The 24091-nt window shown below is 28.6% G+C and carries 23 protein-coding genes; 4 read left to right on the top strand and 19 right to left on the bottom strand.

What is annotated here, in order from left to right:
* Positions 1 to 92: 92 nt before the first annotated feature.
* The 8 genes from RDX53_RS09075 to yabG all read right to left on the bottom strand — a co-directional run bounded on the left by RDX53_RS09075 (position 93) and on the right by yabG (position 7061).
* Positions 93 to 500 carry a DUF1934 domain-containing protein gene (locus RDX53_RS09075; RefSeq protein ID WP_195930610.1) on the bottom strand — a complete coding sequence of 136 codons (408 nt, stop codon included), beginning with the start codon at positions 498 to 500 and terminating at the stop codon, positions 93 to 95.
* A gap of 200 nt (positions 501 to 700) precedes the next feature.
* Positions 701 to 1336, bottom strand: a complete 636-nt coding sequence (locus RDX53_RS09080; protein WP_243269580.1) for a cell wall hydrolase — start codon at positions 1334 to 1336, stop codon at positions 701 to 703.
* A 56-nt stretch (positions 1337 to 1392) separates the two neighbouring features.
* Positions 1393 to 2103, bottom strand: a complete 711-nt coding sequence (gene spoIIR / locus RDX53_RS09085) for a stage II sporulation protein R (RefSeq protein ID WP_195930614.1) — start codon at positions 2101 to 2103, stop codon at positions 1393 to 1395.
* 329 nt (positions 2104 to 2432) lie between these two features.
* The gene (locus RDX53_RS09090) at positions 2433 to 3101 is read right to left on the bottom strand and encodes a GntR family transcriptional regulator (RefSeq protein ID WP_195929957.1); all 669 of its coding nucleotides are present in this window, start codon (positions 3099 to 3101) and stop codon (positions 2433 to 2435) included.
* Positions 3094 to 3975: a 4-(cytidine 5'-diphospho)-2-C-methyl-D-erythritol kinase gene (ispE, locus tag RDX53_RS09095; protein ID WP_195929958.1), complete on the bottom strand. Its 882-nt coding sequence runs from the start codon at positions 3973 to 3975 to the stop codon at positions 3094 to 3096. Before ispE ends, RDX53_RS09090 begins: the two co-directional genes overlap by 8 nt.
* A 130-nt stretch (positions 3976 to 4105) precedes the next feature.
* Entirely contained in the window at positions 4106 to 5656 is a 1551-nt protein-coding gene (locus tag RDX53_RS09100) for an SPOCS domain-containing protein (protein WP_195929959.1), read from the bottom strand.
* Between the two features lie 81 nt (positions 5657 to 5737).
* On the bottom strand, positions 5738 to 6007 hold the full coding sequence (locus RDX53_RS09105) for a Veg family protein (protein ID WP_195929960.1): 270 nt from the start codon (positions 6005 to 6007) through the stop codon (positions 5738 to 5740).
* Positions 6008 to 6200: 193 nt separating this feature from the next.
* On the bottom strand, positions 6201 to 7061 hold the full coding sequence (gene yabG / locus RDX53_RS09110; RefSeq protein WP_195929961.1) for a sporulation peptidase YabG: 861 nt from the start codon (positions 7059 to 7061) through the stop codon (positions 6201 to 6203).
* Between the two features lie 152 nt (positions 7062 to 7213).
* On the opposite strand from yabG, the gene RDX53_RS09115 reads away from it, so the two are divergent.
* Positions 7214 to 7831 (top strand): DUF1638 domain-containing protein, encoded by a 618-nt coding sequence (locus RDX53_RS09115; RefSeq protein WP_295763745.1) that lies wholly within the window; start codon positions 7214 to 7216, stop codon positions 7829 to 7831.
* Between the two features lie 100 nt (positions 7832 to 7931).
* Here the strand turns inward: RDX53_RS09115 and RDX53_RS09120 are convergent, their stop codons facing one another.
* Positions 7932 to 8279: a helix-turn-helix domain-containing protein gene (locus RDX53_RS09120; RefSeq protein ID WP_307994028.1), complete on the bottom strand. Its 348-nt coding sequence runs from the start codon at positions 8277 to 8279 to the stop codon at positions 7932 to 7934.
* Positions 8280 to 8383: 104 nt separating this feature from the next.
* Here RDX53_RS09120 and RDX53_RS09125 point away from each other — a divergent pair, with 104 nt between their 5' ends.
* Positions 8384 to 8923 (top strand): flavin reductase family protein, encoded by a 540-nt coding sequence (locus tag RDX53_RS09125; RefSeq protein WP_307994029.1) that lies wholly within the window; start codon positions 8384 to 8386, stop codon positions 8921 to 8923.
* 140 nt (positions 8924 to 9063) lie between these two features.
* On the opposite strand, the gene RDX53_RS09130 is transcribed toward RDX53_RS09125, so the two are convergent.
* From RDX53_RS09130 to RDX53_RS09150, 5 genes are all read right to left on the bottom strand, one after another.
* Positions 9064 to 10836: a 1-deoxy-D-xylulose-5-phosphate synthase gene (locus RDX53_RS09130; RefSeq protein ID WP_307994030.1), complete on the bottom strand. Its 1773-nt coding sequence runs from the start codon at positions 10834 to 10836 to the stop codon at positions 9064 to 9066.
* Between the two features lie 289 nt (positions 10837 to 11125).
* On the bottom strand, positions 11126 to 11623 hold the full coding sequence (locus tag RDX53_RS09135; RefSeq protein WP_195929966.1) for an SEC-C metal-binding domain-containing protein: 498 nt from the start codon (positions 11621 to 11623) through the stop codon (positions 11126 to 11128).
* 55 nt (positions 11624 to 11678) lie between these two features.
* Positions 11679 to 12383 carry a UPF0489 family protein gene (locus RDX53_RS09140; RefSeq protein WP_195929967.1) on the bottom strand — a complete coding sequence of 235 codons (705 nt, stop codon included), beginning with the start codon at positions 12381 to 12383 and terminating at the stop codon, positions 11679 to 11681.
* 18 nt (positions 12384 to 12401) lie between these two features.
* Positions 12402 to 13067, bottom strand: a complete 666-nt coding sequence (locus RDX53_RS09145; protein ID WP_195929968.1) for an RluA family pseudouridine synthase — start codon at positions 13065 to 13067, stop codon at positions 12402 to 12404.
* On the bottom strand, positions 13067 to 13939 hold the full coding sequence (locus tag RDX53_RS09150; RefSeq protein WP_295572066.1) for a class I SAM-dependent methyltransferase: 873 nt from the start codon (positions 13937 to 13939) through the stop codon (positions 13067 to 13069). Before RDX53_RS09150 ends, RDX53_RS09145 begins: the two co-directional genes overlap by 1 nt.
* A 231-nt stretch (positions 13940 to 14170) precedes the next feature.
* On the opposite strand from RDX53_RS09150, the gene RDX53_RS09155 reads away from it, so the two are divergent.
* Complete coding sequence (locus RDX53_RS09155; protein ID WP_195929970.1) at positions 14171 to 14914, top strand: RsiV family protein; 744 nt, start codon at positions 14171 to 14173, stop codon at positions 14912 to 14914.
* 261 nt (positions 14915 to 15175) lie between these two features.
* Here RDX53_RS09155 and carB read toward each other — a convergent pair whose 3' ends face one another.
* The 4 genes from carB to RDX53_RS09175 form a co-directional block, all read right to left on the bottom strand.
* On the bottom strand, positions 15176 to 18382 hold the full coding sequence (carB, locus tag RDX53_RS09160) for a carbamoyl-phosphate synthase large subunit (protein ID WP_195929971.1): 3207 nt from the start codon (positions 18380 to 18382) through the stop codon (positions 15176 to 15178).
* A 38-nt stretch (positions 18383 to 18420) separates the two neighbouring features.
* On the bottom strand, positions 18421 to 19479 hold the full coding sequence (locus RDX53_RS09165; RefSeq protein ID WP_195929972.1) for a carbamoyl phosphate synthase small subunit: 1059 nt from the start codon (positions 19477 to 19479) through the stop codon (positions 18421 to 18423).
* A gap of 12 nt (positions 19480 to 19491) precedes the next feature.
* A complete protein-coding gene (gene pyrF, locus RDX53_RS09170; RefSeq protein ID WP_195929973.1) occupies positions 19492 to 20208 on the bottom strand; it encodes an orotidine-5'-phosphate decarboxylase in 717 nt (238 codons plus the stop codon).
* 409 nt (positions 20209 to 20617) lie between these two features.
* Positions 20618 to 21424 carry a nitroreductase family protein gene (locus tag RDX53_RS09175; protein WP_195929974.1) on the bottom strand — a complete coding sequence of 269 codons (807 nt, stop codon included), beginning with the start codon at positions 21422 to 21424 and terminating at the stop codon, positions 20618 to 20620.
* Positions 21425 to 21718: 294 nt separating this feature from the next.
* Here RDX53_RS09175 and RDX53_RS09180 point away from each other — a divergent pair, with 294 nt between their 5' ends.
* Positions 21719 to 22945: an aminopeptidase gene (locus RDX53_RS09180; RefSeq protein WP_195929975.1), complete on the top strand. Its 1227-nt coding sequence runs from the start codon at positions 21719 to 21721 to the stop codon at positions 22943 to 22945.
* 185 nt (positions 22946 to 23130) lie between these two features.
* On the opposite strand, the gene RDX53_RS09185 is transcribed toward RDX53_RS09180, so the two are convergent.
* Complete coding sequence (locus RDX53_RS09185; protein ID WP_195929976.1) at positions 23131 to 24009, bottom strand: LysR family transcriptional regulator; 879 nt, start codon at positions 24007 to 24009, stop codon at positions 23131 to 23133.
* Positions 24010 to 24091: the final 82 nt, after the last annotated feature.

Genomic DNA, 24091 nt, shown 5'->3' on the forward strand with positions numbered 1-24091 from the left:
TTTAAACTACCTTTATAAAATATTCTTTTATATGATTTATGAAAATAAATCTATCTTTAATATTATATCTATTTTTCTATTTATTAGACTTATTATTTTTTCTTAATCTCTATGTTAATTATATTTCTTCCCGTAAACATGTCCATTATTTTTATATCGTAATCAATAAGTATAGATATATTTTCTCCTTCAAATATATCTAATTCCTTTGTATGGTTTTCTATAATAAAAGCACCTTGTGGAGTAAGATAATTTGATACATCAACATGACCTGCTTTAAATCTTAGTGTTGAATTTAATGCACCAAATCTCTTTATAGTTACCATATTTTCTTCTATTTTTATAGATGTTGTTATCTCTTCTCCATCTTCAACTTGTTTATAAATTATATATTTATGGTCTTTCTTTTGATATAAAGTTCCATCTGAATTAGTTTTTATAATATTTTTTTCACCTAATTCATTAAACTGTGTTGTCTGTATATTTATATTAATATCCATAATTACCTCCTAAGCTATACACTTTCAAATCTGTCAAAGTAATATAAACCTTATACATTTATTAAATATGTATTTTATTATTGAAATTATATCAAAAAAATTATATCAGTTATAATCTGTATTATCAATTAAAATATGCCCCTCCTACAAAGACATATATTAAATATATATCTATGTAAAACGGGCATCTTTATTCATAATTATCTTGCAAATACATGATTTCCTATTCTCAAGTGTGGATTTAGTGTATTTATCCAGTTGCATGTTGATATATCTGGATTCCAAAAATAAATTGCATCATTTGTTGGATCATTGCCATATAGAGCATCTTTGGCTGCTTTATATGATTCTTCTGTTGGCTGAGCATTTATATACCCATCCCTAACAACAGAAAATGCATTCTTTTGATATATTACACCTTCTATAGAATCAGGAAATCTTGAATCTTTTACTCTGTTTAAAACTACCGCTGCTACAGCAACTTGTCCTTCATAGCTTTCTCCTCTTGCTTCAGCTGCTACTAATTTTGATAATAAATTTAATTGTTCATCACTTAAACTCATAACTGCTTGTGTTTCTTCATCAGCAACATCCTCATTCTCTATAGATTTAGTATCCGATGTTGCAGTATCCTGGACACACAAATTAATGTAACCCTCTTTATTGTTTTTTAAGTTCCATAAATTTGATTCTTTAGATTTTTTATTGTGTGTTTCTTGAAGTAAATTAGTAATACTCATTAAATTTATATCATTACTCTCATATGCAGATATCGTGCTTGTAACTAAAAAAATTGCTATACACAATGATAGTATTATTTTATAATACCTTCCCATAAATAACTCTCCTTTATAAAAATAAAATTTAATATCTATATAAATAAATTAATTATTTATATCTGACAATCGTCTTGTTTTAAATCCAATATTTTTTGAAAAACTTCTACTATTTTAAATTTTATTTGTAAATCATTTACCTTTTTATTATCTTTTTCAACTATCAATTCATACTCATCTTTTGTTAAAACTGATTTTAATTTTTCATCAGTTTCTTTATCTATTACGTTGTTTTGTTCATCTACAAAACAAAGTGGAGGAAACATAACACACCACCAATTTCTACCTTGGCCCTTGCCTATTACTATTTTTAATGCTTTATATTCACCGGCAGGAAGTACTACGCTTGAATATTGTTTTGTTGGAAACTTGCTATATCCTAAGTTTATACTTACATCATAATCATACCCATTTTCTTTTATTGTTTCTTTGCATATATCCATTAACTTGTCTTCTTCATTAAGTATTATTTTTTCACTCTCTTGTATTGACTTTGAGTCTTTTAGCTTTGGTTGTAAATAACTTATAACTTCATCTCTTACTTTTAATTTAAGGTTTTGGTCTTCATCAGAGTCACTATTTGCTAATACGTGAAATCTTATTAAATTATCTTTATAATCATCTGAAAATCTATCTATTTTAGATATTTGTGCATATGCGTAAGTTGCCATTATTCCTAAGATTCCAACAAGTAATATAGTACATAATGTTATTCTAAATTTTATATTTTTATTTATGTTTAATTTATTTTTTATATTATTTTTCATAATCTCATCCCCACTTTTTATATATAAATCATCATATTTTAAAAAACTTATATTTCACTCCGATATAATGAGATTATTTCCAAGTTATTTTATTTTATACATAAAAAAATCAACAAAAAAATTCCCTTTATTCATAGCTCTATCCAAAACCTTATAATATATAATTTCCTTAAAATTAAAAAATGGTCCTCTAGCTAAATATTTATAAAAGAAGAATTATTGATAATTAAAATAATTTTTCTTTTATAAATATTTTTTCTAGAAGACCATTCTTCCCTTTTTATAATTACTCGCTTAAATATCATTTTATATATAATTTTATAATTTACTTATTTAGTACAATGATCTAACATAAATTGTTCTGCTTTTTCTATATGTTCAATAGCAGCCTTTTTCCCATCTGCTACATTACCTTCTTTTATAGCATTTAAAATAATTCTATGTTCATCTATCAAACTTAATGATGCATTTGAATCTGATACATAAGTTATTCTAAATCTTTGTACTTGTTCCCATAAAGAATTTATCATTTTTTCTAGTTTTTTGTTATTTGCAGCTTTAAATATACATTCATGGAATTCTATATCTTTTTTTAATAACATATCTATATCTTGTGTTATTACAGCTTGTTCAAATTCTTCTTCTATTTCTTCTAAATTCTTTATATCTTCTTCTGTTCTTCTTTCTGCGGCTAAAGATGCGCCTAATCCTTCTAGGCTGGCTCTAATTTCTAATACATCCATTAAATCTTTAACAGAGATATTAGCTACATATGCACCTTTTCTAGGTAACATAACAACTAGTCCTTCAAGTTCTAATTTTCTTATAGCTTCTCTAACTGGAGTTCTACTAACCCCTAATTGTTCTGCTAATTGAACTTCCATTAGTCTTTGTCCAGATTTTAATTTCCCTTCTAAAATAGCACTTCTCAAATTTTCAAAAACAACATCTCTTAATGGCTTATAATTATCTAAATTTAATTTAGTTAAACTATCCATTAACCTCAACCCCCTTTTCTTCACACGCTACGACAAATGTTTGTTCAAATTGATTTTCTAATATAGATTTGCACATATATGCATCTTCTTTATTTTCATATAAACCAAAAACTGTAGGACCACTTCCACTCATCATAGCTCCTAATGCCTTGTTTGTTATCATTATATCTTTAATTTGTTGAATTACTGGATGTATTTCTACAGTAACCCCCTCAAGAACATTAAACATATTTTCTGCTAATTGTCTAGTATCTTCGTTTTTTAAGCAATCAATTAGAAGCTGGTTATTTGGTCTTTTGTCGATGTGTTTTGAATCCAGAGATTCATAGACTTCTTTTGTTGATACAAATAGGTCTGGTTTACAGACCACAATACAGACATCTTTAGATAATCCTTTTATTGGAGTTAATTCTTCTCCAATCCCCGAAGCTAATACAGCTCCACCATTTATACAAAATGGAACATCTGCGCCTAGTTTTAATCCCAATTCCTCTAATGTTTGATCACTTAAATTTAAATTCCAAAGTTTGTTTAAACCTACAAGTATAGCTGCTGCATTTGAACTTCCACCTGCCATTCCTGCTGCTACAGGTATATTTTTTTGGATATAAATTTCTACCCCTTTAGTTAAGTTAAATGTTTTCTTGATTAAGTCAGCCGCTTTATATACAAGATTGTTGCAATCTAGTGGAATTTCTTCACTAGCACTCTTAATTGTAATTTGATTTTCTTCTTTTTCTTTAATTTCAATTAAATCGTATAAATCAATTGTTTGCATTATCATTTCGACTAAATGATATCCATCTTGTCTCTTCCCTAATACGTCTATAGATAAATTTACTTTTGCTCTACTTTTTAATTTTATTGAATTCATTTTAGCCTCCTTGATAATTGTTTTTGTATATCGTATAATGCATTACTAACTATAATTATACTACAAAAATAAAATAATAGGGGATACTATCCCCTATTATTTATCTTTTTGACAAATATTATTAAGTTTTTTATTCAGTTTGTGCGACTTTTTTTTCGAGAATCAAACATTTACCTGGTTGCAAATCATCCTCTAAATTAATTTCGTTCGTCTGCGCAATTTCTTCTTCTGTTGTATTGTATTTTTTAGCTATATCCCATAAATTATCATCTTCTTTGCAAATATATACAATTATACTTGGTGCAGTAGATAAATCATATTCACCTTTATCTTCTCCCTTGATGATAAAACTTTCAGCCTTTTTGTCGATAGCTTCTACAAATCTATTTATTCTTATATTTAAATCAATTTGATTTCTATTTAGATCTACTTCTATTCTTTCTATACAAATTGTATTAAATACTGAGCATGTATCTGATAATTTGTTTATTTCTAACTCATGTTCAAAAGGTATTTCTTCGTTTATTTTGTAAATCATTTTTAATCCTTCAATCGGAATGAAAAGTATGTCGATTTTTATTATACCTTGAATTACACAATTAGAACCTTCAATATAACTATTTTCTATTGATGCATTACAGCATACATTTACAATGTCCTTTATTTGAATATCCTCATTGTCATAATTTATACTTTCTCTAACTAAAAATGTATCATTTGATGTGAATAAAGTTTTATTTAGATGAATAAGTCTGTGTTCAAATTTAATTATTTTTTGAGGTGAATATGCATCTTGTAAAACCTCTCTAGTAACTTCTTCGCTTACTTTTACCTTTGAAAATACTGTGCATTCAACTTCTAAAAGTCCTGTATTATTATCTTCATTTCTCTTGAATTCATAATTAAAATCACCTATATTCATTAGTATTTCTTCATCCATACCATCAAATGCGCCAGGTACTTCTATAAACTGAGTAAAATCAATACCTACTCTTTCTAACTCAACAATATCTGAGTCATAAGTGCAAGCTAAAGGATTTATTTCTAAAATTCCTCCTATTATAACTTTATTATCTGTTATTCTACTTTCTTTTACTCTTACAACTGGATTTATATTTATAATATCTTCTATTTCTTCTATATTTACTGTTATTGTATCTCTAACTACGTTTTCTGATTTTTCAATTCCAACTATATCTTGGAATGATATTTCTTTTCTGTGTTTTTGTATTCCTTCTACTTGTGAAACATCTTTTACTATATCTAATCTTTGTTTTTCAAAAAGACTTCCTCTTACATTAATTAATGCGCCTACTTTGATCTTTCTTTCATTCATTATAGTACAATCAACGTGTTCTACTTCTGGGAACAACATATATTCCATGTCAGAAGTTATATTATCTCTTTCTATTACTTCATTAATTTCAATTTTTCCACTTATATTTGATACTGTACTCTTATCGTCTGCAATATAAATAACATTGTAGTTAAAACTACCTCTACAAGTTATTTTACCTTCTAATATTTCAACTTTTCTAAGGACTATGTATCCCATAGTATCCACAATATCGTACACATCTAACTTCTTGTCTGGAACAACATTTTCTGACTCTATAAATGTTTGGAATTTCCCAAAATCCATCCTATTGTCTATTTTAATAATATCTTTTATCAACTCCACGACTATCCCTCCCATATAATCTAACTATTAAATTATATTTAAGGAGACAAAAAAAAATTACACCTATTTGATAGGTATAATTTAACTTGCGCTTAATTTATTCTCTTTATTTTTACAAATCTGTAATTTCACATTTGCTGTCAATAAATCTGAGTAACTATAAGATACTCTTTGATTTCCATCTGATGTTCCGTCTAATTTTACTACAAAAACACTTGGATATACATTTTCTAGTACTCCAACCTTTGTAACAATCTGCTTTCTCCCTTTGTTTGCTTTTAATACTATCGTCTTACCTAAATGTTGTTTTAGTGTAGTTCTGATTTTATCCAAAGTTTGAACAGTAGCCACGAGATCACCTTCTCCATTTTATTATATGTTTACATAATATCATAATTTTGAATTTTTGTCAAATGCATAAACTAATAATTTTATATATTTCTTATGCTCTTGTCAATAGTATTTTATAAGAATACAGTATTATTTTTAAAATTTATGCATAAATAGCCGTTACTACAGTTCAAACTTATTAGATTAAATCCTCTTACAACAAAGGTTTTGGCATTGCCCATCTAAATTTACCTCTAGTTTCAAACCCTCCAATTCCTTTTACCCCAGTTATTGTTTGGTCTAATATTTCTTCTATTGGAACTACTACATCAATTCTCGAACATGCTATTTTTTCTACGATAAAAACAGGATCCAATGCATGTATCATTATTCTTCCCGGTGAACTTGCATAATTTGCTCCACCTTTCATCAATGCTTCATAATTTGATTGGCAAGCTCCAGCAAATATAACTAATGTATCTAAATCTGGCTGCCATTTTCTAGCTTCTTTTACCGCTTTTAAAAAATTATTTGAATTTCTATAGTTATTTATATTTTTTAAATCTCCATTTTTAACATGTAGTGCATCATGTCCAGTTATAACTAAGATATCTGGTTTATGTTTTTCTAATAGATTTTTGACTTCTTTATATTGATTTGCTTCTGGTATAGCAACTCCAACTGCTGGAATCCCCAATTGGGAATATACGTCTAAACATATCTTTAAATACTCTTTATCTCCATCTATTTGAAGAACCTTCCCTGGTACTCCATAAACATTTGCAGTTGGCTGTTGAGCAGATTTAGGTAGTCCACGCGTACCTCTTCTTTCTCTTTCTTTAGCCTTTTTCAATGTTCTATATAAAATATTTTCTACATTCTTATCCATTAATATATTTCTTATATCTGGAGGTTTCAATAATTCTAGGTCACTTAGTTCTGCGTCCGCTATTATTCTAAATGCAACCCCCTTCAATATAGCTATTTTTTTACCATTTTGATCAATAATATCAGTAATTTTAAAAACTATATCTTTGTTGTAAGATTTTCTAGCAACAATATCTCCAACTTTCATAATAATCCCCCTATTACTTCAACTTAGTTTATATTATGTTTTTTAGCTATATTTGTTCCATAAGTTATATTTTTTAACATTGTTTAACTAAATGTGATATTTATTATATAATTTAGTTATAATTTAATTGATTTTTATAAGGGGGAATATTAATGAGAATAGGAATTTTAGCATGTTCAGTTTTCGAGCCTGAACTAGAAAAAGTTTTACAAGATATAAAAATTAAACAGCTTTTTAAAGATAATATAGACGTGACTTATCTTCATTTTGGTCTGCATACAAATTTAGATAAATTAGAAAAAGATGTTACGGCATCTCTTGATAAATTAACACTAGAATACGACCAAGTAATCATACTTTACGGCTCTAAATGTCATTATAGATTCTTTGAGTTTTTAAAAAAATACAATAATATAATTACAATCAAGCCAGCAAACTGTTTAGAGGCAATTATAGGGGACAAGGTGGTTGAGTCTTATGTTGAAGGAAAAGATATATATTTGACTTCAGGCTGGGTAGAAAAATTTGATGAATTAAATGCATTTAGTAATGCGGTTGATAATTATGATAGATTAAATCAATTTGGTATGTATGAAAATGCAATAATAGGAGATACAGGCGTTATTAAAATAACTGATGAGATGATATTTGATTTATACGAAAAAATTCAAGTTCCTGTTGAGGTTGAACCTGTAGATATAAATATATTTGAAAATCTCATAATAGATGCTATTAAAAAAGCTATAAATGCTCCACAAAAAGCTAAATAAATTTATGAAAATTTAATATTGAAATTCATACTAGAATATTTGAAATAAATAAAAAGAATATTATTAATAAATTAGGTTTAATAATATTCTTTTTATTATATTAATCATCTATATGCTCCTTCCCCCAGTTACAAAGTGCCTTTAATACAGGCATAAGCGATTCACCTCTTTCAGACAATCTATACTCTACTTTTGGTGGAACTTGAGGATATTCAGTTCTTATTATTAAATCATCTGCTTCTAATTCTTTTAACTGTTTACTAAGCATTTTGTGAGTAACTTCTCCTAATGCTCTTTTTAGTTCTCCATAACGTAAAACTTCATTTTTCCAAAGCCAAAACAGTATATGCATTTTCCATTTTCTATCTATTAGAGACATGGCGTACATAAATGGTTTTGAATTGACTTCTTTACATTTTTCTGGTGTATTATTATTTTCTATACTCATTTATACTCTCCTTTTTGATAGTATCTGTCAAAAAAGTACGTACTTACTTTTTGTTTTATTTTAGTCTATCATAAACTTATAATTAATAACAAGGAGATGAAAAAATGAAAAAACAAATAGAAGTATTTGATTATGCTAATGATATTTTAAAAGCTGTAAAAACTGGTGTTTTACTTACAACTAAAGCAGATGATAAAGTAAATACTATGACTATTTCTTGGGGAACTCTTGGTATAGAATGGGGTAAAACTATATTCACTGTTTTTGTGAGAGAAAATAGATTTACAAAATCTCAATTAGATAAAAATCCTGAATTTACAATAAATATTCCTGTTGGCGAATTTAATAAAAAAATCTTAGGATTAGCTGGGACAAAGTCTGGACACGATATGGATAAAATAAAAGAAATAGGATTAACATTAGAAGAATCAGACAAAATTTCTGTTCCAGGAATTAAGGAATTACCATTAACTCTTGAATGTAAGGTTTTATATCAACAAGAACAAGATAGAAATGCAATTCCATCTAATATAGTTGAATCTTGCTATCCTGCTGATGTTGATAGCTCATTCCATGGTGCAAACAAAGACTACCACACTGCATACTACGGTGAAATCGTTAATGCTTATATAATACAAGACTAATTTATGCAAAATTAATATAAAAAGTCCACTCTTGTTTATCTGTTTTAAGTTAGCAAGAGTGGACTTTTTATATTTTATATTAAATTGAAAAATTATTTTAAGTTAATATAGTTATTATTTTATATAATTTTCTATACTGACTATTTCATCATACTTTCAATATATTTTACTATTTTTTCAGGTGTAATACCTAATTCGTCTAATAATTGGCTTGGATTATATCTATCATAGAATTTTTTTTCTAATCCATAATTTTTAACTTTTATATCAGAATCTCCATAGAAACTTGCAATAGATTCTCCAAATCCTCCACGTAGTATTCCATCTTCTAATGTTATAACTAAATCATGGTCTTGTTTTAAATCGTTTAGTAACTCTTTATCCACGCTTGATGCGAATCTTGGGTTTACTAATGTTGGTTTAAATCCTAGTTTTTCTTCTACCATTTTTGATACTTCTTCACCTATTTGATAGAAATCACCTAGTCCTAAAATAGCAACCTTAGAACCTTTTTCTTCTACTTTAAATTTATTTATAATGTTAGAATAATCTTTTTCTGCTACTCTACCATCATCTATAACTCCATTACCAGGCATTAAAATCATTACTGGATGTTCTTGTTGTTCTATAGACCAATCTAACATTGCGAAGTATTCTGCTTTATTTGTTGGTGCTAATAAAACTAAGTTTGGTATATTAGAGAACTCTGCAATTGTGAATATACCTAAATGTGTAACATCTGTTAATCCTGCTACTGATGTATAATTTAAAACTATTGTCGCTGGATTACCATTTATACATAAATCTTGTGAGATTTGGTCATAACTTCTTTGAATGAATGTTGCATTTGTCCCAAGTACTGGTTTTCCTCCATTTTTTGCAATTCCTGAAACTAAGGCAACAGCATGTTCTTCTGCTATACCTACATCTACAAATTGTTCTCCTGCTTCTTTTCTTCTTTCAATATTAAATCCAATTGTCATTGGCATTGCTGGAGTTACTGCAACAACAGTATTGTCTTTTTTCATTTTATCTAATAAGAATTTCGCTGTTAAATCTCCATAATCTTCAGCATCACCAAAATCTATTGTTATATTTCCTGTCTCAATATCAAATGGTAATGACCAGTGCCATGCTTCTCTATTTTCTTCTGCAAGTTTGTATCCTTTACCTTTTATAGTGTTTATATGAACTACTATAGGATGATCTATATCTTTAATTTTTTGGAATAACTCAATCATTTTTTCGATATTATTTCCATCAGCTTCATATATATAATCTAATCCCATAGCTTTAAATAAATTATTTGATGCTTGACCATTTGTCTCTCTTAATTCATCTAAATTTTTATATAAACCACCGTGGTTTTCTGCTATAGATTGTTGGTTGTCATTTACGATTATTATAAAGTTAGAGTTTAGTTCTGAACCTGCGAAGTTTAATCCTTCTAATGCTTCTCCACCACTTAATGAACCGTCACCTATTACAGCAACTACATTATAATCTTCTTTCTTTAAATCTCTAGCTTTTGCTAATCCTGATGCTAAACTTATTGATGTTGAAGTATGTCCAACATTAAAGAAGTCATGTTCACTTTCATCTGGATTTGTATATCCTGAAACAGTTCTATAAGAATTTTCATCTATAAATCCTTCTTTTCTTCCTGTTAAAATCTTATGCGCATAACTTTGGTGAGAAACATCAAATACAAATTTATCTTTTGGTGAATCAAAAACATAATGCATTGCAATTATCGCTTCTACCATACCAAAGTTTGGACCAAAATGTCCTCCATTTTTACTTAGCTTTTGTAATAATACTTCTCTTATTTCTTCTGATAATTTTTCTAAATCATTAATTTCTATATTTCTTAAATCCTCTGGCTGATTTATCTTATTTAAAATGTCTAACATTGTTCCTCCTATTTTTACCTAATACCATTTTTTTAGTTAAAAATATACTTATGCTTACAATATTTATTGTCAGCATTTTAAATTCAAATTTTACATCACAATTATTAATTTTATTGTTAATATTATGATATAAATTTCAAACATATATTTAACTTTCTTATACAATATCACTTAGAGTTGACTCTAAGTCAATAACATTATTTAATTATACAAATTTTTACAAATAAAAAAGCATTTGAAATAACACTTTTACTGTGTTTTTCAAATGCTTTATTTTATTTAAAAAATATTATTTTCCACAACATTTTTTGTATTTTTTACCGCTTCCGCATGGGCATGGATCATTTCTTCCAACTTTATCTTCTTTAACTACTATTCTAGATCTGTTGTAATCTTTAGTTATAGCTTTTCTAGTTTCAGGAGATAATATTCCATTCCATCCTTCTAATTCATATAACCAGTGAGCTTCAGCACCTAACATATTGTAGTATAATTTTTCCCAGTCTATTTTTATAGAAACGTTAGTATCAGCTTCTATAGCTTCTAAGTCTAACTCTTCTTTAACACTTTCGCTTATTCCATCTAAGAATCCCATGAATAATTCATTAGATACTCCGTATTTAGCAGCTAATTCAGCAACTGTTCCTTCAACAACATCAGTTTTGTTGTTTAATATTTCATTGTATATTCCTGCTTCTGATTTTAAGTAATTTTCCCAGAATTTTATTTCTTCATCATTGTTTGCGTGGTTATCACAAAGGTTTCTCCACTCTGCATATAAACTCATTATAAGTTCCTCCTAATTAATATTTATTCTAAGTTTTTTCTTATTATTAACAATTCTATATTATATCATAATTAAACAATTCTTTTAATACCTTTATGGCATACTCTTGGTCTATAAAATAAGGACTAGAAGCTATTGTAATCACTTTTGCACCCTTTATTAGCTCTTTGATTTTGTTTAATCTAAAATCATATGGAATATAATCCATATCTTTAGAGAATATATCTAAGTCTATGTCTAAAACATATTCGCCTTCTACATTCAAATCAAATCCATAAGAACTGTCTATTATATCTACACCACAGAATACACCTTTTTTAAGTGCAGGCTGTATGAAGTTGCCTACATTTAAAACTTTATTGGTATATCTAAAAACATCGTCTAAATTTTCTAAGTCTACTGTATAATCATCGGGCTCTCTCATGTCTTTATGTTGATCTACATGAATTAATTTACAACCTTTATTAAATAATCTCTGTTGTAAACTTTTCATCCAGAAATAAAAGGCATGGTTATGGTTATCAAATATATAGACGACTTTTCCATCTACTTCGTATTGAACTAAATTTTTAAGTCCTATTGCTTTTATTTCTGTATCTTCGTCAATTTCGTTAAAAACTATATTTTCACCTAAAGATACATCATCTAAAGTTCCCTTTATTAATTTAGGTACAAATATTTTCTTGTTTGTTCTTTCATCATAAGAAAATATATTGTTTCCTAATGGTTCTTCAATATAAAAACCTACATATCTCTCCATGTTTTCTCCTTAAAAATACTAAAACATATTCCATGGATATTTATTCGGTGGTTCACAAATAAATTCCATTTTTTCTTTTTTAGTTGGATGTTCTATTTCTATTTTGTATGACCACAGTGCAATTTGTTGCCCTTTTTTATTTACGTTCTTTCCGTATCTTTGGTCCCCATAAAGTGGGTGATTTCTACTTGAAAATTGAACTCTGATTTGGTGTGGTCTACCTGTTTGTAAATCAATTTCTACAAGACTAAATCCATTATTTGATGCTAATGTTTTATAGCTTAATTTAGCATCTTTAGCATCTTTGTGATTTTTATTTACTACACTTACCATATTTGTCTTTTTATCTTTATATAGATAATCGCTTAAGTTGTCTTCTCTCTTTTTCATATCGCCATGTATAACAGCTTTATAAGTCTTCTTAAACGTTTTGTTTCTAACTTGCTCAGATAATCTAGATGCAGCTTTTGAAGTTTTGGCAAATACCATAATCCCTCCAACTGGTCTATCTAATCTATGGACAAGTCCAACAAAGACATTTCCTGGTTTGTTGTATTTTTCTTTTAAATATTTTTTTAGTAAATTTACCATATCATCGTCATTGGTATTGTCACCTTGAGATAATATATTTACAGGCTTTTCAACTACTAATAAATGATTGTCTTCAAATATTACGTTAAGCATTATTTAGACTCCCATCTACCAAATATACCACATGGAAGAATTTTTCCGTCTCTTGAAGCTGGTATTCCTAATTCTCCTCCGTATATTTTTCCGCCTTTTACTTTTTTACCTATAGTAGTTTGAAGTACATTTTCTAATACTATTGGTGAGAATCCTGTTGTATATGAGTTTATTAAGAAGAATAATGGCTTATCTGATAATACTTTCATACATAAGTTAACAAAGTCGAAAAGTTTTTCTTCTATTTGCCATACTTCACCTTTTGGTCCTCTTCCATAAGAAGGTGGGTCCATTATTATTGCATCGTATTTATTTCCTCTTCTTATTTCTCTTTCAACGAATTTTACAACGTCGTCTACTATAAACCTTACTTTTCTATCTTCTAATCCTGATAATTTTATATTATCTTTTGCTTGAGTAGTCATACCTTTAGAAGCATCTACGTGACATACTTCTGCTCCAGCTGCAGCACAAGCAACAGTTGCTCCACCAGTATAAGCAAATAAGTTTAATACTTTTATTGGTCTTTTTGCATTTCTTATTTTATCCATTGACCACTCCCAGTTTGCCGCTTGTTCTGGGAATAATCCAGTATGTTTAAATCCAGTTGGTTTTATGTGGAATTTTAAGTCTTTATAGCTTATAGTCCATTGTTCTGGGTATTTCTTTTTGTGTTCCCATTGACCTCCACCTTTGTTACTTCTGTGGTAGTGTCCATGAGGATTTTTCCATAGAGACCATTCTGCCTCCATTGGCCAAACTACTTGAGGGTCCGGTCTTCTAAGTACATAGTTCCCCCATCTTTCTAGTTTTTCTCCATTTCCCATGTCTATAAGTTCATAATCTTTCCATTGATCCGCTAATAATAACACGTTATTACCTCCTATAATTTCTTACTAATCTTATGTATTATATCATATTAACTAGCTTTATTTTAGGTATTTTCACCAGTTTATATACTTTATTTACTATTTCTATCAGCTTTTATATAAATTAATAATACAGCTAAATTAAAATGTTCTTTTTTTATAAAAATAATCATAAATATTAGTAATTTATTTAATTAGGAGGTGAATTGTTGCAGTCAATCTAAAATAGATTTTTTGCAACGGATTATAATGAATCAAATAAATCCAAATTTCACAAGCTGTATTTATAATCTACTATATATTCAATATAATGAGATTTTTGGTAGAGAAGAATATTTCTATTATGATTTGGCGTATCCTGTCTTTTACAACGTAAAAAACGGATATTTTCAAGTAGACAAACAAATTTTAGATAATTTAAATAAAACCGTTTATTCTAATATAAATACTTTTAGAGATGGTCTTTATGAAGAAATGGCCCAATATAATAAAACAGCCGCAGAAAATGCCCTTCCTAAAAGAGTTTATCAAGTAAGTACTTCTTTTGATATTACATTTAGTAAAAATCACATTTTAAGTTTTGTATTAAATTTAGATTCTATTAGTGATAATTATGGCCCTCTATACGAAGACGTATACCATTTTAATATAGATTTACTTAATGGAAATTCACTTACTTTAAAAGATTTGTTTAATGAAGGTGTTGATTATCTACCATTATTATCACAATATGTAAATGATGAAATAGCGAAAACTCCAGAGCTATTTTATGAAAATACTGTTGTAGACATTCCTGACTCTCAAGCTTTTTACATAACTGATAAAGGTATTGTTTTGTATTTTGAAGTTGATGAAATAGCACAAGAATCAGCTGGTGTTCCAAAATTCTTAATTTCATTCGAACAATTTGGCGAGTATATAAATCCTAGATTTTATTGTAATCCTGAAAATCTTCTTAGAAGAAAAAGAAGAAGATAAATGTAAAAATAAATATAAGCAAAATAAAAAAAGAATGCGCCGCCACATTCTTTTTTTAGGGAGTTATTACTAAAAAAATCATCAAAAAAATTATTCTAATTTCTAGTTATTTGGGTATAAATAAGTTTTATTACCTATCTGTTGATATTATAATAACTCCAAAACCTTAAATTAACCTTAGCTTTATTATCTTTACAAAAAAAGTTACTGTAAACTAATTTAATACTAGTTACAGTAACCTTTTTATTTAACAGTATATAATTAATCAGCTAAGTTATATACTTTTAATTGTTCTTTTTTAATGTGTTTTTGATTTACTTTTACTAATGCTTTTAATGTATCTAATGAAGTCATAACATCTATAGAGTATTCAGTTGCTAATCTTCTTATTCTGAATCCGTCTCTAGTTGCATCATTACCTTTTGTTGGAGTGTTTATAACCATATCAACTTGGTTGTTAGTTATAACATCAAGTATATTTGGTCTAACTTCTCCTATTTTGTTAACTATTATAGCGTCTATTCCATTAGATTTTAGAAGTGATGCTGTTCCTTCTGTCGCCATGAAAGTATATCCTACACGTTTCATGTCTTTTGCTATTTCTAAGAACTCTTCTTTATCTTGGTCATTTACTGTTGCAAGTACCACGCCTCTATCATTTGACATTTTCTTACCTGCTGCTGTAAATCCTTTGTATAATGCTTCTTCTAATGTCTCACCAACACCTAAAACTTCTCCAGTTGATTTCATTTCTGGTCCAAGACTTACATCAACTCTAGCAAGTTTTGACATTGAGAATACAGGTACTTTTACTGCTATTAAGTCTGGTGTTTTGTAGATTCCTGTTCCATATCCAAGATCTTTTAATTTTGCACCTAACATACATTTTGTAGCTAAATCTACTATTGGCACCCCACTAACTTTACTTATATATGGTACTGTTCTACTTGCTCTTGGGTTAACTTCTATGATGTATAATTCACCCTTAAATTCGATAAATTGTATATTAACCATACCTAAAACATTAAGTTCTAATGCTATTTTCTTAGTATAGTCTAAGATTTTTTCTTTTATATCATCAGATATATTTTGGCTTGGATACATTGTTATAGAGTCTCCAGAGTGAACTCCTGCTCTTTCTAAATGTTCCATTATTCCTGGTATTAATACATCTTCTTTATCGCATATAGCGTCTACTTCTATTTCTCTACCAACTAAATATTTGTCTATAAGTACTGGGTTTTTACTATCCCTTTCAAATGCACTATCAAGGTAAGCTTTTAATTTAGCTTCGTTATAAGTTATTTCCATACCTTGACCACCAAGTACATAAGAAGGTCTAACTAAAACTGGATATCCTATTTCGCTAGCGTGTTTTACACCTTCTTCTGTAGACCATACAGCTATACCTTTTGGTCTATTTATATTTAATTTTTCTAGTAATTCATCAAATTTTTCTCTGTCTTCTGCTGCATCTATATCGTTGAAGTCAGTTCCTAATATAGGTATATTCTTTTCGTCTAGGAATTTAGCTAATTTTATAGCTGTTTGCCCACCGAATTGTAATATTACACCTTCTGGTTTTTCTTTTTCTATTATATTTAATACTTCTTCTTCTGTTAATGGTTCAAAGTATAATTTGTCAGAAGTATCGAAGTCTGTGCTTACTGTTTCTGGGTTGTTGTTTACTATTATAGTTTCTATTCCTAATTTTCTTAAGGCTTTTATACAGTGAACTGAACAGTAGTCAAATTCTATACCTTGCCCTATTCTTATTGGACCAGAACCTAAAACAACTATTTTTCTCTTATCACTTACTACAACTTCATCATACTCTTCATAAGTTGAGTAATAGTATGGAGATAATGCATCGAATTCTCCACCACATGTATCAACCATTTTATAAGCTGCATGTATGTTATATAAAGATCTTAATTCATAAACTTTTTCTGGGCTTATTTTCATTAAGTCTGCTATACCTTTATCTGAGAATCCTTTTTTCTTAAGAGTTTTTAGATAATCCTTGCTTATATCTTCTATTTTCATAGTTTTTAATTTTTCTTCTTGTTTAACTATCCAATCTATTCTATATAAGAACCATTTATCTACACCAGTGATTTTTTCTATCATGTCGATACTATATCCTCTTCTTATCATTTCTGCTAAGTCGAATAGTCTTTCGTCATCTGGCATAACTACTCTTTCTTTTAATTCTTCTATTGTTCTTTGTTCAGATGGTTTGTGTATTAATGAGTATTTTCCTATTTCTAAAGATCTTATACCTTTTAATAAAGCAGCTTCAAAGTTGCTTCCTATACTCATTATTTCTCCAGTAGCCATCATTTTTGTTCCAAGTCTTCTGTTCGCTTGTTTAAATTTATCAAATGGCCATTTTGGTATTTTTACAACAACATAATCAAGCGTTGGTTCAAAACAAGCCTTTGTTTTCTTAGTTACTGCATTTTCTATTTCGTCTAATGTATATCCTAAAGCTATTTTAGCTGCAACTTTTGCTATTGGATAACCAGTTGCTTTTGATGCTAATGCTGAAGATCTACTAACTCTTGGGTTTATTTCTATAATTGCATATTCTAATCTGTGAGGATGTAGTGCTATTTGTACGTTACATCCACCTTTTACTTCTATTGCATTTATTATTTCAATTGAAGCTGTTCTTAATAATTGGTACTCTTTATCGCTTAAAGTTTGAGATGGAGCTACAACTATACTATCTCCCGTATGCACACCGACTGGGTCCACATTTTCCATATTACAAACAGTTATACAGTCTCCGTTTCCGTCTCTCATTACTTCATATTCGATTTCTTTCCAACCTTTTATACTTTTCTCTATAAGAACTTGTGTAACTGGGCTAAGTTGTAAACCATGAGTAAGAATTTCAATTAATTCTTCTTTGTTTTCAGCTATACCACCACCAGTTCCGCCTAGTGTATAAGCAGGTCTTATTATAACTGGATATCCTATTTTTTCAGCATATATAATACCATCTTCTAAGTTTGTAACTATATCACTTTCGATTACTGGTTGATTGATACTTCTCATCATTTCTCTGAATTCATCTCTGTCTTCACCTTTTTTGATTGATTCTATTGAAGTACCAATTACTTTTACCCCGTATTTATCTAATATACCAGCATCTGATAATTCTACTGCTAAGTTTAGAGCTGTTTGACCACCCATACCTGCAAGTAAACTATCTGGTCTTTCTTTTTCTATTACTTTTTCTATTGCCTCTAATGTAAGTGGTTCTATATAAATTTTATGAGCTACTTCTTTGTCCGTCATTATTGTAGCTGGGTTTGAGTTTATTAATACAACTTCTACTCCTTCTTCCTTTAAAGCTTCACAAGCTTGTGTTCCTGAGTAGTCAAATTCCGCTGCTTGACCTATGATTATCGGTCCTGACCCTAATACTAATGTTTTTTTGATACTATCTATTTTAGGCATAATTTTTTCTCCTTCACAAAATACTTATAACGTTCTAATTATTTATTGTTTAATACCTCTAAGAATTTATCGAATACATACTCGCTGTCTTTTGGTCCCGGGCAAGCCTCTGGGTGATATTGCACACTATATATCGGTAATTCTTTATGTCTCATTCCTTCAACTGTATTGTCGTTTAAGTTGATTTGAGTTACTTCCATACATTCTGGCACTTCACACACATAGTAACCGTGGTTTTGTGCTGTTATAAATACTTTATTTTCTTCGAAATCTTTTACTGGATGGTTTCCACCTCTGTGTCCAAATTTAAGTTTTCCTGTTTTTCCGCCGAATGTCCTAGCTAAAATTTGGTGTCCTAAGCATATTCCAACTATAGGTTTTTTCCCTATCATCTTTTTAACATTTTCTACTATCTCATCTAAGTCATCTGGGTCCCCAGGTCCATTTGATAAGAATATTAAATCTGGATCATCATTTAATACTTCTTCTGCAGTTGTAGTAGCTGGATATACTGTTACATCACAACCTCTTTGTACAAAATTATCTATTATGTTTTGTTTTACACCGTAATCCATAACAGCAACTTTTGCACCACTACCTTGATAATATTCTTTTTCTTTTCTTGAAACATCATAAACTGCATAAGTATTATCAAATTTATCTAATTTAGGTTGAACACTTTCAAGTGTAGCATTTTCGTCGATTGTTATTATGCCTCTCATTGTTCCTTCATTTCTAAGGATTTTTGTTAATGCTCTTGTATCTATTCCTTCAAGCCCAATTATTTTATTTTGTTTTAAATAAACATCTAAGCTCATTTCATTTCTAAAGTTATTAGGTGTGTCACTTTTTTCTCTAACGATGAATCCTTTGACGCATACATTTTTTGATTGTACATCTTCTAAGTTGATTCCATAGTTCCCTATTAATGGGTAAGTCATAGTTACTATTTGTCCGTAATAAGAAGGGTCTGTTAATACTTCCCCATATCCAGTCATAGAAGTATTGAATACTACTTCTCCAACAGATTCTTCTAAATACCCAAATGCTTTACCGTTAAAAACAGTACCATCTTCTAATATTAATCTTGCCTTCATATAACTTACCTCCTATGCGTTCTCAATCTCTTTAACTATTTCTATAGCTGATTGTTTTGGATTTTCAGCTTGTGTTATTGGTCTTCCAACTACCATGTAATGCGCCCCATTTTGTATTGCTTGAGCTGGAGTAACAACTCTTTTTTGGTCTCCTACTGCTGCAGATTGTGGTCTTATTCCTGGGCATACAGTTACGAAATCTTTTCCACAAGCTTCTACTATTTTATCTACTTCCTTAGCCGAACATACAACTCCATCTATGCCTGATTTTTCAGCTAATTTTGCTCTTTTTATAGCTAATTCTTCAGTTGTCATATTGCAACCAATATCTTGTAAATCTTCATTACTTAATGAAGTTAAAACCGTAACTCCAACTATTATTGGTTTTTCTATATTTAATCTTTCTGCTTCTTCTTTTGCGATTTCTGCACATTGTCTCATTCCTTCAAAGTCTGAAACATGTATCGTCATCATCCAAACATTATCTTTTACCGCAGCCTTTACTGCACTTTTCATAGTATTTGGTATGTCGTGGAATTTTAAATCAAGGAATATTTTTTTACCTTTTTCTTTTAGATATTCCACTGTTCTCCCCTTTGTAGCAACATATTGTTCTAATCCTACTTTAAATATGTCTACACTATCTTCTAGTTGATCAATTAAATCTTTAGCTTTATCAAAGTCGTCTGTGTCAATAGCTACTATTAACTTTTCTTTCCCTTTTATCATTTCATACTCTCCTTCTTAATAAAGCCTTACTTTAAAAAAAGCCCTTACACCATAGAGGTATAAGGACTTTGTATACATAAATAACTAAACTAAATGAGTTAACTATGAAGTATCTTTATCAGCCTCTCTGGACTATTTTAAAAGACTTTATTATGTTTTTATTTTATATATAAAAAAACCTCTAGTCATTAACCAGAGGTATAAATAATCTTATTATATATGTTTAAAGGTACACTTAGCCCTTGTTTGTCTATATGTCCCCTTAATACGATACTATTCTAAATTACTTTATATTCTCTCTGGAATAATTTAAAGTTTTATTTAAGTTTTGCATAGCTTATATAGATTATTACACTTATTTATCCATATGTCAACCTTTGTTTAAATATGATTTTTATGGAATAATATTTTAGACTTGTCTAGCCTTTTCCACAACACTTAGAAAATATAGTTTTCTTCTTTTGTCTTTTACGTCGAGTTTTTTATATTCAATATCTATATCATCATGTTTGCATGCAATTTCAAAATGTCTTAATGCAACACCCATACTTATTCTACTGTATTTATCTAATTCCAATCTTTTTTTATGTTCGTCTTCAAATAAATCAAATCCATTTTCTCTTTGTTCTAATGTCCATGGTTGGCAGTTATTGATTGATGGCGCAACTCTTAGCGCATTTAAAGCATTAAACCATTTTTCATCATATGTTTTACATATATGCTTCATTCTATGTCTATCATGTATTGCTGATGACGACCTAAATAATGCTTCCCCTTCTTGTGGATATCCAAATGCTATTATTGCTTGCGGATATTCTATTTCAGATTCATCTTTATCTTTTATTTTATCTAAATTAACAAATTCTTCTACTTCATCTCTAGTTAGCATACATTTTAGCCATGTCGTTCCTAAACCTAAGCACGCCATTTCTAACGTGACATTTTGTAATGCATAGCCTATATTCTCTAGATAATTTTCCCCTTTATTACTAGTTATTAATATATAGTGGGGAGCTTTTATTTGAATCTTATTTCTCGTTGAAAAATTAATCAAATGTCCTCTATCTATTACATGAGCTTTTATATTTAAATTTGAATTTAGATAAGTTATATTACTGCATAATTTTTTTACTTCTTTCATTAAAGATTCTGTTATTGGTTTTGTTGAATAAAACTCTATAGATTTTCTATAGAAAATAGCATCATATAACTCCATCTATTACCTCCTGTTAAATGTATTATATTATTCAATTTATAACTAAGTCATATGTTAATATTATATGCTTTTTAATGCATAAATTAAAGTATTCAAAATATTAAATTATCTAAATATTTTTTCTTTCAAATATCATGTTTTCGTATATATTTTTTATTAAATATAATAATAAATAAATAACAAGAAAACCATTATTTTGTATAAATACAATGGTATAATTTAGGAGTGATTATTTATAGAATTAAATTTAATATTATATCTTTAAAAATACATAATATCGAAAGGAGTTTTTTTATGGATTTTAATTCAAAATTACAAAAATACGCTAAATTAGCAGTTAAAACTGGAGTAAATATACAACCTGGACAAACTCTACTTGTAAGAACACCTATTGAGTGTGCTGAATATGTAAGATACGTTGTTGAAGAAGCTTATAAAGCTGGAGCAAAAAATGTCCATATTGAGTGGTCCGACGAAAAATGCAACTTAATAAAATATTTAAATGCACCTGATGAGGCTTTTGAAGAATTCCCAAGATGGATTTCTGAGCAATATCTTGATATAGCAAAAGAAGGTGGTGCCTTCTTAACAATATATGCACAAGATCCTGATTTATTAAAAAATGTTGACCCAAAAAGAATTGCTGAATACCAAAAAGTATCAGGGCAAGCATTAAAAGAATGGCGTGGATATACTCTAACAAATAAATGTAGATGGAGTATTGTATCTATTCCTACAGCTGCTTGGGCAAAAAAAATATTCCCAGATATCTCTGAAAAAGAAGCAATGGACAAACTTTGGGAACTAATCTTCAAATGTTCAAGAGTTACAGAAGATCCAATCCAAGCTTGGAAAGAACACAATAACAACCTTAAAGAAAAAACAGATTTCTTAAACAGTAAAAAATTCAAAACTTTAAAATATAAATCAAAAATAACTGATTTAACAGTTGAAATGCCAGAAGGTCACATTTGGGAAAGTGGTAGCGAAAAAGATGTAAATGGAATAGAATTTAACCCAAATATGCCGACAGAAGAAATTTTCTGCCTACCTCATAAATTTGGAGTTAATGGAACACTTGCTAGTACTAAACCTCTTGTTTATGGTGGAAATATAATAAATGACTTTGTATTAAAATTTGAAAAAGGTAGAATAGTAGATTTTTCTGCTAAAGAAGGCGAAGAAACTTTAAGACACTTAATTGAAACTGACGAAGGTTCTCACTATCTAGGAGAAATTGCCTTAGTACCATATTCTTCTCCAATTTCTGATACTAACACAGTATTTTATAATACATTATATGATGAAAATGCATCTTGCCATTTTGCAATAGGTTCTGCATACTCATCTTGTATAGAAGGTGGAAATGATATTGATGAAGAAGATTTCGATAAATACGGAATAAATGATAGTCTTACTCATGTCGACTTTATGGTTGGTTCTGCTGACTTAGATATCGTCGGAATAACTCATGATGGAGAAGAAATTCAAATATTCAAAGATGGAAACTGGGCATTTTAGTAATACTTATTAATTAATAATATTTATTTTTAAAACAATTAAAATGCTCACTTAAAATATATAGAAATAGCTAGACATATTGAAATAATCAAATGCCTAGCTATTTTTAATTTCTAAAAATCTGTCTAATATAGATTATTTTAAATAAATATTTTTAAATTACTTTCTATAAATAATAAATACTTTTAAAATTTGTAATCTCTAATCATATCCAATAAATTTCTTGCACTTCTAGGTAAGTACTTATTTTTCATCCAAACAATTGATATTTGTGTTTTTAATTCATCTTCATCTAGCTCATAAAATTCTATGTTCTTATCTGAATTATCAATAATAGATTTTGGAACAATACCTATGCCCAGACCTTCTTCTGCCCATGCAACTGTTGTTCTAGAATCATCATTTAAGCAATATATACTCGCTTTTACTTTATTTGAATGTAGTGTTTCCATAATTAGTTTTTCATATCGTCTATATATTATTATTGATTTTTTATCTAAATCTTTTAACTTTATTTTGTCTTTTTCATTAAAATTAAATTTATCATCATTTTTCTTTACTACTGCTACCATTGGCTCTGTTTTCAAATTTATACAACATAAGTTTTGGCTATTAAAAGGTGTTCTAACAACTCCAATATCTACAATTCCTCTTTCAATCATGTCCACAACTTCATATGTATTTCCTTCATATAATTCAAATTTTACTTTTGGATATTGTTTTGCATATGGTGAAATAAGCTTGTTAGGTATAAATTGATTACAAGTCGACACTGCACCTATTTTTAATACACCTTCTATTCCCGATTTAAAATCTTCAATCTCATTTAATGTAGATTCAAATACATCTACCATATCTTTTCCCCTTTTATATAAGAGGTTTCCCACATCAGTAAGTGTAACTTTTCTACTCCCTCTCTCAACTAATTTTACTCCCAACTCCTCTTCCAATGCTTTTAGTTGATTACTTAAAGGTGGTTGAGATATATGTAGTTTTTGAGCTGCTTTTGTTATATTCCCTTCCTCAACAATAGTTATAAAATTTATAAGCTGTTTTATATCCATCTCCATCCCCCTCTTTTTAATAAGTATATTTTTACATTCGATGCAAAAACTAAATAAAATATAAATTTCTATATCTATACTA

The organism is uncultured Intestinibacter sp. (genome assembly GCF_902468165.1).
Lineage (GTDB): Bacteria > Bacillota > Clostridia > Peptostreptococcales > Peptostreptococcaceae > Intestinibacter.

Bases quoted from the DNA above. Each gene is read 5' to 3' on its own strand.
- RDX53_RS09075 (WP_195930610.1), bottom strand. From the start codon at position 500: ATGGATATTAATATAAATATACAGACAACACAGTTTAATGAATTAGGT.
- RDX53_RS09080 (WP_243269580.1), bottom strand. From the start codon at position 1,336: ATGGGAAGGTATTATAAAATAATACTATCATTGTGTATAGCAATTTTT.
- spoIIR (WP_195930614.1), bottom strand. From the start codon at position 2,103: ATGAAAAATAATATAAAAAATAAATTAAACATAAATAAAAATATAAAA.
- RDX53_RS09090 (WP_195929957.1), bottom strand. From the start codon at position 3,101: ATGGATAGTTTAACTAAATTAAATTTAGATAATTATAAGCCATTAAGA.
- ispE (WP_195929958.1), bottom strand. From the start codon at position 3,975: ATGAATTCAATAAAATTAAAAAGTAGAGCAAAAGTAAATTTATCTATA.
- yabG (WP_195929961.1), bottom strand. From the start codon at position 7,061: ATGAAAGTTGGAGATATTGTTGCTAGAAAATCTTACAACAAAGATATA.
- RDX53_RS09115 (WP_295763745.1), top strand. From the start codon at position 7,214: ATGAGAATAGGAATTTTAGCATGTTCAGTTTTCGAGCCTGAACTAGAA.
- RDX53_RS09120 (WP_307994028.1), bottom strand. From the start codon at position 8,279: ATGAGTATAGAAAATAATAATACACCAGAAAAATGTAAAGAAGTCAAT.
- RDX53_RS09125 (WP_307994029.1), top strand. From the start codon at position 8,384: ATGAAAAAACAAATAGAAGTATTTGATTATGCTAATGATATTTTAAAA.
- RDX53_RS09130 (WP_307994030.1), bottom strand. From the start codon at position 10,836: ATGTTAGACATTTTAAATAAGATAAATCAGCCAGAGGATTTAAGAAAT.
- RDX53_RS09135 (WP_195929966.1), bottom strand. From the start codon at position 11,623: ATGAGTTTATATGCAGAGTGGAGAAACCTTTGTGATAACCACGCAAAC.
- RDX53_RS09140 (WP_195929967.1), bottom strand. From the start codon at position 12,383: ATGGAGAGATATGTAGGTTTTTATATTGAAGAACCATTAGGAAACAAT.
- RDX53_RS09145 (WP_195929968.1), bottom strand. From the start codon at position 13,067: ATGCTTAACGTAATATTTGAAGACAATCATTTATTAGTAGTTGAAAAG.
- carB (WP_195929971.1), bottom strand. From the start codon at position 18,382: ATGCCTAAAATAGATAGTATCAAAAAAACATTAGTATTAGGGTCAGGA.
- RDX53_RS09165 (WP_195929972.1), bottom strand. From the start codon at position 19,479: ATGAAGGCAAGATTAATATTAGAAGATGGTACTGTTTTTAACGGTAAA.
- pyrF (WP_195929973.1), bottom strand. From the start codon at position 20,208: ATGATAAAAGGGAAAGAAAAGTTAATAGTAGCTATTGACACAGACGAC.
- RDX53_RS09175 (WP_195929974.1), bottom strand. From the start codon at position 21,424: ATGGAGTTATATGATGCTATTTTCTATAGAAAATCTATAGAGTTTTAT.
- RDX53_RS09180 (WP_195929975.1), top strand. From the start codon at position 21,719: ATGGATTTTAATTCAAAATTACAAAAATACGCTAAATTAGCAGTTAAA.
- RDX53_RS09185 (WP_195929976.1), bottom strand. From the start codon at position 24,009: ATGGATATAAAACAGCTTATAAATTTTATAACTATTGTTGAGGAAGGG.